This window comes from Ruegeria sp. AL12, assembly GCF_056540885.1.
In genome coordinates, this window is record NZ_JBQFXN010000002.1 from 389,868 (window position 1) to 403,198 (window position 13,331).

A 13,331-nucleotide genomic window follows, 5' to 3' on the forward strand; every position below is an offset into this window, starting at 1 on the left:
TGAAAACACGCTTGGGCCTTGGGGCCGTCGTGCTGGGATCAGGCACCCTGCTGGCGGCCGCAATCCTTTACTTCGGGATGCAGACCGTCGCCAGCCGCCTGGAAACGGCACTGGCATCGGAGACCCGCATGGCACGCTATGCTGCTCTGTCGACCCAGGCGGCCACATTTCTTGTGATCGCAACCGAGTCGATACAGACCGGCCAAACAGCCGAGTCTCGTCTCGATCGCCTTTCGCCGATCCAAGACCAGATTGGGACAACGTTTCTGAACCTTCGTTCCGATGTGGAAGACGCCGTTGCCGCGGTTCAATCCCTGGGGCTGGACGAACAATCGCGATACGGAACCCAATCCCTGGGTCTGGCCAGAATGGAGGCGCTGCTGGCCAGCACGCTGGAAGGGCTTGCCGACGCAGACGCCGATCAGGCCCAGCTGCGCGCCTATGTCGACTCGTTTGCGTCGGCGTTTGATCCCCTTCTCAGCCAGGCGGTGAATACCGAGGTTCTGTTTCGAAACTCCGTCATGGCGGGGATCGAAAGGACCCGCTGGGTTCTGACCTGGGCGGCACTGGCACTGGCACTTTTCGCCCTGCTCAGCACGGCGTGGTTCTATTTTGGCCTTGTGCGACCGCAGTTCTCTCGTCTGGATCGGCTGCGCAACGCTGCGGTTCAGGTCGGCCGATCCGAATTCGCAATTTCGCTGCCTCAAACCCGCAATGATGAGATCGGCCAGTTATATGGCGAGACCAACCGCATGGCCGCTGCATTGAGAAAACGCCAGGCCGAGGTTGACGCAGAATGGGTCCGGTTGAACGAGACCATTGCCCAGCGAACCCGCGAACTGAGCGCTGCAAATGAATCCCTGTCCAAGATCGACGAAAACCGGCGCCGCTTTTTTGCTGATGTTAGTCACGAACTGCGCACACCGCTGACGGTCATCATGATGGAAGCTCAGATAGGCCAGAGGGATAACCAGACCGCGCCAGAGGCGTTAGCAACAATCGAAAGCAGCGCGGCAAAACTGAACCAGAGAATCGATGATTTGCTGCGCGTCGCCCGTTCCGAAACCGGTGAGCTGGCTCTGGAACCAACCAACGTTGCACTATGCGATCTGATGCAAACAGTTGTGAGCGACATTCAACCTGAAATCGATGGCGCCGACATGCAGCTTGAAACGGGCGACTTCCCGGATTGTTCGTTGCACTGTGACCTGAACTGGATTCGTCAGGTCCTGCTCAGTCTGATACGCAACGCGATCCGGCATGCGCGGGACGGAAGGGCATTGTTGCTGTCCGGCCAATCGGTTGATGGTGGCGTTCAAATACAGCTGACCGATAACGGCCCCGGAATTCCCGTCGGCGCCCAAACCCGGATCTTCGAGCGGTTTGTTCAGGGAGGGGCAGCAAACAGCCAGGGCTTCGGTGTCGGGCTGGCACTGGCCAGGTGGGTCATCGAGGCCCATGAAGGAACCATATCGGTGGCAAGCCCGGTACCGCGTGAAAACGCACTGGGATCAAATGCCGGTACAAATGTCTGCATTCGACTACCGCTGGCGGAGGCATAGAAAATGGTCTCCAGACTGCTGATCATAGATGACGACCCCAGAATCACGTCGGCCCTTGTCCGGGGCCTGTCGCTGCACGGCTACGCAGCCGAGGCTGAGAACCGCGCCGACCAAGGGTTGGAGCGGTTGAAAAGCGGTGTATTCTCGGGCGCGATTGTCGATGTCATGCTGGGAACCGACAGCGGCATCGAACTGGTCCGGGCCGCGCGTCTTGCCGGGGTCGGAATCCCAATATTGATGTTGTCTGCCCTTTCCGATGTCGATCATCGTGCCGCCGGGCTTGAAGCCGGGGCCGATGATTACGTCGTCAAGCCGTTCAGCTTTGAAGAGCTTGTCGCCCGGTTGCAGGTACAGGAACAACGCGTGCTCTCTCAGCGCCCGGACCCCGCGCGCCTGTCGTCGCGGGACAGAACGCTTTCGATCCGCGAGACACGCATTGCGCTCACCGAACGTGAATTCGAACTGCTCACGCTGCTCAACAGCAAGGCCGGATCGCCAATATCCCGAGGAGAACTGTTTGACACGCTCTGGTCACAGGACGGGTCCAGTAACGAAAACGTGGTGGACGTCTACATCGGATATCTGAGGAAGAAATTGGGGTCGGATGATTTTGGGTTTGAAATCAAAACCATACGCAACCAGGGGTTTTGCATTCAGGGGGTCGCCCCGTTGTCGGATGACACCTGAGTACCGACCAAAGTCTAAATCCTTCTTATGAATTAAGAGTCGCACGGGCGCATGAGACCTGCCACATTGCTCGCAAGCACTTTCTAGGAGGAGGACCCTGATATGGCTTGGAACAGACCTGTTATTCGCGAAATCGAATGCGGCATGGAAATCAACATGTACGGCCCCGATCACGATGATGAGCGCGGTGGCGGCCTGATCTGATCAGCCGCAGGCGCCAACAATAGATGACGTTGCGCGCAATAATACTTGGGGCCGCTGCTGGCGGCGGCCTTCCGCAATGGAATTGTGGATGTGAAAACTGCAATCTGGCCCGAAGCGGACATATTCCGGCGCAGACGCAATCATCACTCGCGGTCTCACCCGATGGCCAGAACTGGGCCATCCTGAACGCGTCTCCGGATATTCGAACGCAGATCGGCAATACGCCTGTCCTGTATCCGACCGGCTTGCGAGCGGTGCCGGTTCAATCGGTGCTGGTGACGAATGGTGACATCGACCATGTGGCTGGCTTGCTGACGCTGCGCGAGATGCAGCCATTCACGCTGTTTGCAACCCAAAGCATTCAGGACGTCATCGCGCAGAACCCGATTTTCGACGCCTTGAACGCCTCGGTCGTCACACGCGCGCCGATCTCGTTGAATCAGACGTTCGATCTGGTTCCCGGCTTGCAGGCGACATTGTTTCCGGTGCCCGGCAAAGTGCCTCTGTATCTTGAAGGGGAACATGTCGAAACCGAATTGGTTGGCGAACAAACCGTCGGGGTGGCACTGAGCGCGCAGGGGAAGACGGCATATTACATACCGGGCTGTGCCGCATTGACGCCCGAGCTGCGCGCCCGGCTTGACGAGGCCGATCTATTGTTTTTCGACGGCACGCTTTGGCACGACACGGAAATGGTGCAGGCCGGGTTGGGTCAGAAAACGGGCAAGCGGATGGGCCATATGTCGATGGACGGCCCCGATGGATCGATCGCTGGTTTCGCCGATATGAAAATCGGCCGGAAAGTGTTCATCCACATGAACAACACCAATCCGGTTCTGCGCCCCGACAGCGCCGAGAACGCCCGGGCAAGGGCCGCAGGCTGGACGATAGGCCAGGATGGCATGGAGATAACGCTATGACCCAAAGCCGCACAGAGTTCGAGGCCCGGCTTCGTCAGATCGGAGCCGAGCGTTACCACGACCTTCATCCGTTTCATCATCGCCTGCACGGTGGTCAATGCACGCCTGACGAAGTGCGGGCCTGGGTGATCAACCGCTACTATTATCAGCATTCCATCCCGATGAAGGACGCCGCCTTCATGTCGCGTGTAGAAGATCCTGCGCTGCGCCGAGCCTGGCGGTCGCGGATCGAGGATCATGACGGTACGGAAGACAACGAAGGTGGTATCCGGCGATGGTTGCGACTGGCCGAAGCCGTCGGTCTGGATCCGGACTATGTCGCCTCATGCGACGGCGTATTGCCAGCCACCAGATTTGCGGTGGACGCTTACGTGCGATACGTCCGCGAAAAGTCGTTGCTGGAAGCGGTTGCGGCCTCACTCACAGAACTGTTTGCTCCAAAGATTCATGCCAACAGGATCGAAGGCCTGCTTCGGCATTACGATTTTGCGGATGACAGCTCACTTGCCTATTTCCGCAACCGCCTGAAAGAAGCCCCCAAGGATGTGGCCTTTGGTCTGGCATGGGTTCTGGATCATGCCGACACCGCAGAAAAACAAGACGCGGCAGCCAAGGCACTGATTTTCAAGACCGATGTTCTCTGGTCGCAGCTGGATGCCCTGTGGGGCGCCTATGTCGAACCTGCCCGAATTCCTCCGGGGGCATGGAAGCCGGACACCGGTTTACGGATGCGGCAGGCGTCGTGATGTTGGCGCAGGAGGTCCCCTTGCTGCCGCGTGGTGTCCGCATCCATTTCGATTCCGTGCGAGAACAATGGGTTCTGCTGGCACCTGAACGGGCCGTGACGTTGGATCAGATCGGACATGCGATTCTGAGCGAAGTAGACGGCCAACGCAGCTTTGGTCAGATCACCGCAAGACTGTCCAGGAAATACAACGCCCCGGAAGAACAGATTGTCGAAGACAGCTCGGGGTTTCTGGATGCCCTTCGGGTGCGTCGCTTTCTGGATGTCATCTGATGCAGGTAAAACCCCCTCCCCCCATTGCCATGCTGGCCGAGCTGACGCACCGATGTCCGTTGTCCTGCCCTTATTGCTCCAACCCAGTCGAAATGGCCAAACTCGACAATGAAATGGATACCGAAAGCTGGGCACGTATTTTCAGAGAAGCGGCGGCGCTTGGTGTCTTGCAATTGCATCTGTCCGGTGGCGAACCCGCATCCCGCCGCGATCTGGTTGCGCTGGTCAATGCCGCGCGTGAGGCCGGGTTGTATACCAACCTGATCACGTCGGCGATCGGCCTGTCCGAGCGACGCCTGCATGAGCTGGACGAAGTCGGCCTGGACCATATCCAGCTTTCTCTTCAGGGTACCGACGCTGCGATGGCGGATAAGGTAGGCGGCTATCGGGGCGGGTTTGACCGCAAGATGAAAACGGTCGAATGGATCAAGAAGATCGGGTTTCCGCTGACCCTGAACTTCGTACTGCACCGTCGCAATGCCCACCAACTGCCGCGGGCGCTGGAACTGGCACAGGAGATGGGTGCTCGGCGGATCGAGGTTGCAACGGTGCAGTTCCACGGCTGGGCCTTGCGAAACAGGGATGCCTTGATGCCGACGCGGGAACAGGCGCAACAGGTGACGCGACAGGTGGCCGAGGCCAGGAAAAACCTCAAGGGGCAACTGGTCATCGATTATGTTCCGGCGGACTATCACGACGACTACCCCAAGCGATGCATGGGCGGCTGGGGGACAACCGGGCTGAACGTGGCGCCAGACGGTCAGGTTCTGCCTTGCCATGCGGCACAGTCCATCCCGCATCTGACATTTGACCGGGTACAGGACAAACCGCTTGCGGATATCTGGTTCCATGGCAGCGCGTTCAATGCCTATCGCGGCACGGATTGGATGTCGGACCCGTGCAAAACCTGCGAACGCAAAACCATTGATTTTGGTGGCTGCCGCTGTCAGGCCATGGCCGTTATCGGAGACGCAGCCGCCACCGATCCGGTTTGCATCAAATCACCCCACCATCAGACCCTGCAAAACCAGGCAAACGAACATGCCGCCAAATCGGATGCACCCTTTATATATCGTACCGCACCCGGTGCCGAGAGAGAGCCCGCAGAATAACCCTAACCAAGAACCGCACCGCTGGGCCCGGGTACCAGATTCAGGATCCGGTCGGAAAGCCGCCGTGCTTCGGGTTTGGAATGCGTCACGAACAGGGTCGCCGGGCGATGCCGCGTGATGAGGTTCTCGGTCAGGGTCAGCATCGTCTCGGCCGTTTCGGAATCCAGTGATACAAAAGGCTCGTCCATAATCAGAAATTCAGGCTGCCCGGCAAAGGCGCGCGCCAGAGAAAGCCGGCGCTGCTGACCCAATGACAATTGACCGGGAAACAAATCCCCCTTTCCGTCCAGGCCGACGTCTGAAAGCGCGGCGTCAATGTCAGCCTGCGACAGGTCACCATGGATCAGGGCGAGATTATCGAAAGCCGAACGCCATGGCAGCAAAGTGGGTTCCTGAAACACAATGGCAAGCCGATCCGGCCGCACGATCTGGCCTTCGAAATCCGGGTCAATGCCTGCCACCAATCGCAGCAACGTCGTCTTTCCGATGCCCGATGGTCCGGTCAGCGCGACCGTTTCCCCGGCGGCGATGTCAAATGCAATGGGGCCCAGAACGGCGTGGTGTTCAAAGCGCTTCTTTCGGATGTCAATTTGGATCATGCAGTTCTCCACCGTCGAGCGCTACGCTCCAAAGGTTGAAGAACCAGCCATTCGACAACCAGCATGACGGCAATGAACGAGAACGCGTAGACCAGCACCATTGCCACATCAAACAGCTGAAAATACAAGTGGATTTGAAACCCGACACCGGATGAACGCCCAAGAAACTCGACCACGAGCACGATCTTCCAGATCAGGGAAAGCCCGGACCGTGCGGCGGCTGCAATAAACGGGGCAAGCTGCGGCAGGATCACATGGCGCTGTCGCCTTTGCCACGGTATCCGGTAGACCCGTGCCAACGCATCCAGATCCGGGCTCAGCGCCCGGCCGCCCTCTCGGAGGATCGTCGCGACATTGGGAATTTTGTTCAGCGTAACCGCCGTGATCGCCGCAGCTTCGGTCAAACCGATCCAGAGGTAGCACAGCACGATCAGAACCAGCGCGGGCAGGTTCAGGAAGACAACCAGCCATGGATCAAGCCAGCGGTTCAGCGCATCCGACCGCCCCATGGCCAGGCCAATGATCGTTCCCAAAGTCATTGCCAGCACGAACGCCCAGATCACGCGTGACAGGGTCGCGCCAAGGCTGCGCAGCAACTCTCCTGACGCAAGCTCTTGATGAAACCGGGGGATCAGGTCCCAGGGTTGCGGCAGAATCTGAGGGTCTGCGGTCAGCGACGCCGCAACAATCCACAACGCCACAAGGCCTGCGATAGACAAAAGCGGCGTGAGGCGCGCGTTTTGCATCTGATCCTATTCCACGTCGGCAAAAAGACCCTGCGGCACAGTCGTCGCGGCGCCCACCAGTTCAACCCCGCCCAATTCGGCCATAAGTTCCAGCATCCTGTTGGCCGCGACCGCATCAACCGGGCGGCGATCGGGAATACCGGCGATCCAATCGAGCTTGAGTTGTTCAAACTGTGCATCGGACTTGACGTTCATGCGCGGTCTGATCGCCTCCCATGCTTCGGGCGAATTGGCCAGCAGGTCCTTGGCGTCGCGGCTGGCGGCAAACAGGCTTTGCGCAAGGTCGGGGTGTTCGTTCAGAAAACTCTCTTTCAGGTAATAGCCCAGCAAGGGCGTATTGGTGTCGAGCCCCAAGGCCTGCCCGGCATCCTCAACCGAGATCAGCTCTTTCATGCCGGACGCTTTCATCTTGGCCAGGAAATGCCAGAAATTGATCGCCCCGGCATAATCGCCGTTCAAAGCAGATTTGAAGATCAGAGGCGGCGCACCGAACACCTGTTCGGTGTCGGCTTTCAAGTCCATCCCGTATTCCTTTGCTGCATATGCGCGCAGGATCAGCCAGGATTTATCCAGCGGTCCACCCGCGATGCCGATCTTGCCGCCCGCCAGGTCCTTCAAACTGGTTGCCGGGCTGTCAGCGGGCACAACCACCCCGCCCACGGCCTTGGAATAAGGAATGAACACATAGTCGTTGCCGGCAGCCCTTTGACGAGCAACCCAAATCCAGTCGGCAACCGCCAAATCAGCCTCATCCCCCTCGACCGCGATACGCGTTGCACCATTGTCGGCAAAAGGTTGAACATCAAGGACAAAGCCATGTTTCCGATCCAAGCCGTTCCGGCTAATGGTCTCAAGTTCCCAATTGACCGTTCCGATCTTGAGTACGGCCGCGCGAATGGTCGGCAGGGTCTCGGCGGCCAAAGCCCCCGAACTGAAAGCAAATGCAAGGCACGCGGCAAATAGTTTGGACATGACCCTATCCCGTTTACTCGCTATTCCGCCTTTCGGCTGACTTCATTCAAGTCTTTATCCAGTTTGATATCGAACTGGTTGCCACCCTTGCAGATGACATCGTCCAGATCATAACCATCATCTTCAACCTCGATGTCATCCGGGTCCATCTGACACTCGACAGAGGCAAGATAGGCCTCGATCTTTGCCACCGTTTCCGCGTCAATGTCGTCGGCGAAAGCCGGGGCCGCCAAAAGCCCGGCGGTTATCAACATTGCAAATCTTTTCATGATGTTATCTCTCCTCTATTGAATACTCACCGTAATGCGTTGCGTGTCACCGGTGGAACCGGGGATGCGAATTTCATGACTGCCGGGTTTGATTGCGATAAACGACAATTCGGCGACGCCGGCCTTGTCAAACTCGATGCTGTCCACCGCCATCGGACGGATCTCGATCTTGTTGATCACGATTTCATTCATCCAGATCGCGCGAAAGAAAGACGGCCCTTCGATGGCCAGTTCCGCCGAACCGTCAGCGGTGATCTCAAGCTTGTAATACGCGCCGGATTGCAGAACCACGTCGTCACCCAGCGGTTGCCCCGAAGCAAGCGTCAGCTTGATGGTTTCCCCGCGGTTGCATTTCGCCAGAAGCCCGGCAAATCCCAGATCATCGCAAAGAGGTGCCGCCGATATCGGCCCACCCAGCGCCGCGACCATCGCTGCGATCACAAGTTTCTTCATTCCTGTCCCTCCCAGAACTTCAGTCAATGGTCACCACACCCCAGGGCTGTTGCCCGACCTGCACCGATTTGATCGCCTTTTCAGAGGCGACATCGATGATGGTGATGTCGTTTGAATTGCCATTCGTGGTCAGCAGGTATTTTTCGTCCGGCGTGAAATCCAACTGCCAGACCCGCTGCCCCACCAGGATATAGTCCAGCACTTCAAGACTTTGCGCGTCAACCACGGCAACCCGGTTTGCGGGCCCCAAAGCAACGAACAGGCGTTTGCCATCCGATGTCACCTTGGCACCGACCGGCTGCAACCATTCCGGCTGCACGCCCGCCACTTCGAAGCTGATCTTGCCGACAACCGTCGGCGCCCCGTCTTCTGCAATGTCCATGACCGTGACGGTTCCACCGATTTCCGATGTCACGAACAGGCGCTTTCCATCCGCTGTGTACTGGGCATAGCGCGGGCGCTGGTCGACCAGGACATTATGCTTGATGGAATAATCCTCGGTGGAAATGAAATGCGCCATGTTGGTGGTCTCGGACGTGTTGACCACGAACTTGGCGTCGGGGCTGATCCCCATGCCCTCGGGCTCGACACCGACCGGAACCTCGGCCAGAATGGTGCGGGTTTCAGTGTCGGTGACCGTCACCAGATTGTCGTCCTCATTGGCAATATAGAGCCGCTTGCCCGAGGGTTCGAGAATGAAAAGCTCGGGGTCCGGACCAGAGGGCAAACTGGGAAGTTCCTCATAGGTCTCGGTATCAAATACCCGGATGATATTGTCATCCGAGGCACAGACATACAGCGTGCCGCCATCCGGGCTGACGGTGATCCCGCGCGGTCGGTTGCCACCCGGAAATTCGGTGATCACCTCCCAGGTTTCGGTATCAACCACGGTAATCGTGTTGCCCCGCTCGTTCGAGACAAAAGCCTTGCCCGCAAACACGGGACCCGCGGTCAGCGCAGCACAGGCAACGGTCAACAACAGTCGTTTCATCAATACCTCCGGTTACTCAAATGCGCGACAGCTGGATTCCGCCCGATCCAACCCCATCGTATCGAGCGGTGAGACCTGGTGCAGAAACCCCTCTTGCGGACTGACGCTGACAGTGATCGACCCGTCATACAGAAGGATCGGCTGACGCAACTGCCCGTTCCAATCGCGGAATGTCACTTTCTGCCCCTTGAATGCGGCAAGCTCAAACTCGTCCGACAGAGCGTAATCCCGAACACCTTCGGGCTCTGCCGTACTGGCACGGGTCACGGCCTCGCCGATCACGCGCAGTGCAAGCCAGGTGTTGTAGTCTTCGGGGCGGACATAGCGGCCTGTCAGATCCTCGAAACGGGTCTGGAACTGGGTCGCGCCCCATGCCTCATGCGCGCCGTGAAACGTCGTCGGACGCAAGCCGCCTGACCCCATCACGGGGCGCGGGGTCCAAAGGTGATAGGACAGATAGCGCGCGAAATAATCAGTTTCGTCTGCGGCAATCACAACGTCATGGTCTCGCGCATCTTGCGTGTCCAATGGCAATTGGCGCTGAACAAGGATGTGACCGGAATCCGTTCTACGAGACCCACCGGTATCCGCAAAGGTTCGATCTTCTGCAATCTTCGCGCCAAACTTTTTGGCTGCGCGGCGATACGCGTCCGCAAGCTGGACATCCTCGGGGTTGGATCCGGCCAACAGGAACCAGTCGCCCCATTTCTTCCAGACGGCAAACTGAGCGACCGCATCGGCCTTCATGGCGCGGGACGGCGCGATATGAAGCAGGTTGCCTCGGCAGTTTGCGTCGCGAAGATCGACATCAGGTGCAGACGCGTTGAAAACAAGCGCCCCGGACTCTGCCGCCTTGTCCGTCAGGCGCAACATGTCAGGCGCCTTGGCCAAAAGGACGATCAGGCGCACGCCTCCGGCAAGGATCTGGTCCATTGCGGCGTCAGCCTCTTCCGGAGGAACGGCCATCGTGACGGTCTCGTATGTATGTCCCAGAAATCCACCCGTGGTTCCGTTATCCTCATCCCCAAGCGCGGCACCGGCAAATCCCAGGTCGTCCGGTTTCAGATCATAACGCGAGATCGGCAGAAGCGACGGATAGTCGATCCGCAGCACCGCAGCCTTTACATCCAGCGCCGTCGCGGTCATCGCGGATGCACACCAAAGAAGCGCCGCAAGCAGCGGCAGCAGGCGAATATTCAAGATGTCCTCCCGTTGCCTGAAAGTCAGAGTTCAGGTTGAAACATCCGGGGCATAGCGCCCCGAAAAACGGAACCGATACTTTTGGCCGTGTTGTAAAACAAAGCCTATCAGCTTCATCATTGAGCTCGATTCTTATTTTATAAGAATGCGCGTATACGGTTGATCTTGCTGCGGTTTCCCGCGACACCCGCCGATTTTTCATAGGGTGTCGCGGGTGACCAGCGAGGTGCGCTCGCATGTCAGGTCTGACAGAAGAAACGCCGCGAGCGCGCAGCGTGTGCCAACGCTTTGCGCATTCAGGGAGGACATGGAATGAATCGACGATTTCTTCTTGCCGCAACCGCCGCTCTGCTGGTTCCGGGTCTGGTTTGGGCCCACGGGCCGACCCGGCAGAAAATCACGCTGACTGCCGAGGTCGCAGCCTCACCAGAAGAAGTCTGGGCCGTTGTCGGGAACTTTGATGACATGTCGTGGCATCCGGCTGTGTTTGCGACCGAAGGAAATGGCGGCAATAAGATTGATGCGACCCGATTGCTGACACTTGGCCAAGAAGGCGGTCCGACGATCAATGAAATTCTGTATAAGTACAGCGCAGAGAAAATGAGCTACTCCTACCGGATCACCGAGGTCGCGGTAGAGGTGCTGCCAGTCACCAACTATTCGTCGCATCTGACGGTAAAACCGCGCGAAGGAGGTGGTTCGATCATCGAATGGCGCGGTGCCTTCTATCGCGGGTATCCAAACAACGATCCTCCGGCCGAGTTGAATGACGAAGCCGCCATTGCCGCCGTGACCGGCGTCTATCAGGCGGGTCTCGACGCGTTGATCGAGCGGTTCGGTGCGGCAAGTTAGCCACGCGCTGATGTTGTTTTTGGCGCTCTCTGGCAGCCCGACACTGGCACAGACAGCATTCATCACCTGTCAGAACGGTGAGGAACTGAGCCGGGTGGATCTTGCACGGATGCAGGAAACGGCCCGCTGGCCCCTACCTGGCAAGCCTGCGGGTGTGGCGGTTGGTCTGGATGAAACGCTGTTCACCGTATCCCCGGACAGCAAGATGGTCAGGCGTCTGTCTGCCAAGACCGGTGAAACGATCGCACAAGTCACGCTTGAAGGGGGGCCGATTGGAATCGCACTGGATCAGGATCGCGGGCGGGTTTTCGTCTCGGACTGGTACAACTCCCGACTGTGGGTGCTGGACAGTGAAACTCTGAAAGTTCAATCCGAGTTGCCCACCGGAGCCGCCCCGGCGGGTATTGCGATATCAAAAGACGGGCGTTTTCTGGCGTCGGCCGACAAGGACGCGGACCAGGTGTCGGTTTTCGATTCCGACACTCTTCAGCCTCTGCACCGCAGCCCGGTTGGATCACGCCCCTTCGGGCTGCGTTTTGACCCGGATGGGCGTCTGTTCGTCGGCAATGTCGGCAGCAATGATGTCAGCGTGGTCGATGCGGAAACCGGCTCCGTCCTCGCAACGGTCCCGGTCGGAGAACGCCCTTACGGCATCGCCTTCGCCCACGGCCGGGCGTTCGTCACGAACCAATATGCCAATACGCTCAGCGTCATATCTCTGGCGACGCTCGAACATGAGGGCGTGATTGATGTTGGAGAATACCCCGAAGGCATTGATGCGACGGCGGGCGAAGATCTTCTGGTCATCGCAAACTGGTTCGACAACACCGTCAGCATCGTGGACCCGCAGGCACTGTCGGTGTTAGAAACAATGGAAACCTGTGATGGGCCCCGTGCCTTTGGCAGGTTCCTGCAAGGAGGACGACCATGAAAGTTTCTCATCTGATTGCAGTCCTGTTCTGTGTGCTGGCGGCTCCGGTTTGGGCATCCAACGAGGCATGGGAAAATGTCCGAGCGATGTTGTATGGCGACCGACCGATGCAAAACGGAGATGCGTTCATCGCGATTGATGCCCCCTATCGCACGCCCGACGATGCGCGGGCTCAACTGGCGGCTCAGGTTGCGGCCCCTCGGGGGACGAAAGTGGCCAAGGTGACTTTGGTGCTGGACGAAAACCCGATGCCGGTTTCTGCCGTGTTCGAGTTGGAACAACCATTGCCGAGTTTCTACTTCGACGTGACCATGCGCGTGAACGGCCCGACGCCGATGCATGTCATCGCCGAAACCACGGATGGCCGCCTTTGGGTATCGGAAACTTTTGTCAAAACCTCGGGTCTTGGCGCCTGCGCGGCACCTCCCGGAACTGATCCGGAACTGGCGTTGGCAAACCTTGGAACGATGGAGGCCGAACTGGTGGGCCGCGTCCCTGCGTTGAACACGCGGACACGATTGTCCAGCCTTGGGGCGGATCGGGCCAACAAGATGGATCTGAACATTGATCACCCGTCGCATTCCGGTATGCAGATGGATCAGATTTCCCTGCTGTTCATTCCGATGCGATATGTAGAGACCGTGGATATCGATCTTGATGGCGCGGGGTATGTCCAGATGACGGGGTCGATTTCACTGTCCGAAAATCCAAGGGTCGGCATTTCCGTTCCAAGCAGGGCGCAAGCGGTTGACGTGACCATGACGGACACGGACGGCACGGTCAGTCATTTACACAAAAAACTGGCGGGTTTTTAG

The 13,331-nt window shown here is 58.3% G+C and carries 17 protein-coding genes; 10 read left to right on the forward strand and 7 right to left on the reverse strand.

Annotated elements, in window-relative coordinates:
• The first annotated feature begins 11 nt into the window (after positions 1–11).
• The 7 genes from ACR0C6_RS09610 to pqqE all read left to right on the forward strand — a co-directional run bounded on the left by ACR0C6_RS09610 (position 12) and on the right by pqqE (position 5,503).
• Positions 12–1,562 (forward strand): sensor histidine kinase, encoded by a 1,551-nt coding sequence (locus tag ACR0C6_RS09610; RefSeq protein ID WP_480619003.1) that lies wholly within the window; start codon positions 12–14, stop codon positions 1,560–1,562.
• A gap of 3 nt (positions 1,563–1,565) precedes the next feature.
• Entirely contained in the window at positions 1,566–2,249 is a 684-nt protein-coding gene (locus ACR0C6_RS09615) for a response regulator transcription factor (protein ID WP_480619005.1), read from the forward strand.
• 102 nt (positions 2,250–2,351) lie between these two features.
• The gene (pqqA, locus tag ACR0C6_RS09620) at positions 2,352–2,453 is read left to right on the forward strand and encodes a pyrroloquinoline quinone precursor peptide PqqA (protein ID WP_117873022.1); all 102 of its coding nucleotides are present in this window, start codon (positions 2,352–2,354) and stop codon (positions 2,451–2,453) included.
• A 23-nt stretch (positions 2,454–2,476) separates the two neighbouring features.
• Complete coding sequence (pqqB, locus tag ACR0C6_RS09625; protein WP_480619006.1) at positions 2,477–3,373, forward strand: pyrroloquinoline quinone biosynthesis protein PqqB; 897 nt, start codon at positions 2,477–2,479, stop codon at positions 3,371–3,373.
• The gene (gene pqqC / locus ACR0C6_RS09630) at positions 3,370–4,119 is read left to right on the forward strand and encodes a pyrroloquinoline-quinone synthase PqqC (RefSeq protein WP_171232375.1); all 750 of its coding nucleotides are present in this window, start codon (positions 3,370–3,372) and stop codon (positions 4,117–4,119) included. The genes pqqB and pqqC overlap by 4 nt, the downstream gene beginning before the upstream one ends.
• Positions 4,077–4,391, forward strand: a complete 315-nt coding sequence (pqqD, locus tag ACR0C6_RS09635; RefSeq protein ID WP_253283556.1) for a pyrroloquinoline quinone biosynthesis peptide chaperone PqqD — start codon at positions 4,077–4,079, stop codon at positions 4,389–4,391. The genes pqqC and pqqD overlap by 43 nt, the downstream gene beginning before the upstream one ends.
• Positions 4,391–5,503, forward strand: a complete 1,113-nt coding sequence (gene pqqE / locus ACR0C6_RS09640) for a pyrroloquinoline quinone biosynthesis protein PqqE (RefSeq protein WP_480619009.1) — start codon at positions 4,391–4,393, stop codon at positions 5,501–5,503. The genes pqqD and pqqE overlap by 1 nt, the downstream gene beginning before the upstream one ends.
• A gap of 2 nt (positions 5,504–5,505) precedes the next feature.
• Here pqqE and ACR0C6_RS09645 read toward each other — a convergent pair whose 3' ends face one another.
• From ACR0C6_RS09645 to ACR0C6_RS09675, 7 genes are read right to left on the reverse strand one after another with little or no spacing between them, the layout of a single operon-like run.
• Positions 5,506–6,102, reverse strand: a complete 597-nt coding sequence (locus ACR0C6_RS09645; RefSeq protein ID WP_480619011.1) for an ABC transporter ATP-binding protein — start codon at positions 6,100–6,102, stop codon at positions 5,506–5,508.
• A complete protein-coding gene (locus tag ACR0C6_RS09650; protein WP_480619013.1) occupies positions 6,099–6,848 on the reverse strand; it encodes an ABC transporter permease in 750 nt (249 codons plus the stop codon). Before ACR0C6_RS09650 ends, ACR0C6_RS09645 begins: the two co-directional genes overlap by 4 nt.
• Before the next feature lie 6 nt (positions 6,849–6,854).
• A complete protein-coding gene (locus tag ACR0C6_RS09655) occupies positions 6,855–7,820 on the reverse strand; it encodes an ABC transporter substrate-binding protein (protein ID WP_480619015.1) in 966 nt (321 codons plus the stop codon).
• Between the two features lie 20 nt (positions 7,821–7,840).
• The gene (locus ACR0C6_RS09660) at positions 7,841–8,089 is read right to left on the reverse strand and encodes a PepSY domain-containing protein (RefSeq protein WP_171232378.1); all 249 of its coding nucleotides are present in this window, start codon (positions 8,087–8,089) and stop codon (positions 7,841–7,843) included.
• Positions 8,090–8,104: 15 nt separating this feature from the next.
• Positions 8,105–8,542, reverse strand: coding sequence for a cupredoxin domain-containing protein (locus ACR0C6_RS09665; RefSeq protein ID WP_171229291.1), 438 nt, complete (start codon positions 8,540–8,542; stop codon positions 8,105–8,107).
• Positions 8,543–8,561: 19 nt separating this feature from the next.
• Positions 8,562–9,533: a YVTN family beta-propeller repeat protein gene (locus ACR0C6_RS09670; RefSeq protein ID WP_480619017.1), complete on the reverse strand. Its 972-nt coding sequence runs from the start codon at positions 9,531–9,533 to the stop codon at positions 8,562–8,564.
• Between the two features lie 12 nt (positions 9,534–9,545).
• Positions 9,546–10,679 carry an ABC transporter substrate-binding protein gene (locus ACR0C6_RS09675; RefSeq protein WP_480619245.1) on the reverse strand — a complete coding sequence of 378 codons (1,134 nt, stop codon included), beginning with the start codon at positions 10,677–10,679 and terminating at the stop codon, positions 9,546–9,548.
• Between the two features lie 366 nt (positions 10,680–11,045).
• On the opposite strand from ACR0C6_RS09675, the gene ACR0C6_RS09680 reads away from it, so the two are divergent.
• The 3 genes from ACR0C6_RS09680 to ACR0C6_RS09690 are packed head-to-tail and all read left to right on the forward strand — an operon-like array spanning position 11,046 to position 13,331.
• Positions 11,046–11,585: an SRPBCC family protein gene (locus ACR0C6_RS09680; RefSeq protein ID WP_480446227.1), complete on the forward strand. Its 540-nt coding sequence runs from the start codon at positions 11,046–11,048 to the stop codon at positions 11,583–11,585.
• Positions 11,572–12,516 carry a YncE family protein gene (locus tag ACR0C6_RS09685; protein ID WP_480446226.1) on the forward strand — a complete coding sequence of 315 codons (945 nt, stop codon included), beginning with the start codon at positions 11,572–11,574 and terminating at the stop codon, positions 12,514–12,516. Before ACR0C6_RS09680 ends, ACR0C6_RS09685 begins: the two co-directional genes overlap by 14 nt.
• Positions 12,513–13,331, forward strand: coding sequence for a quinoprotein dehydrogenase-associated SoxYZ-like carrier (locus ACR0C6_RS09690; RefSeq protein ID WP_480619019.1), 819 nt, complete (start codon positions 12,513–12,515; stop codon positions 13,329–13,331). Before ACR0C6_RS09685 ends, ACR0C6_RS09690 begins: the two co-directional genes overlap by 4 nt.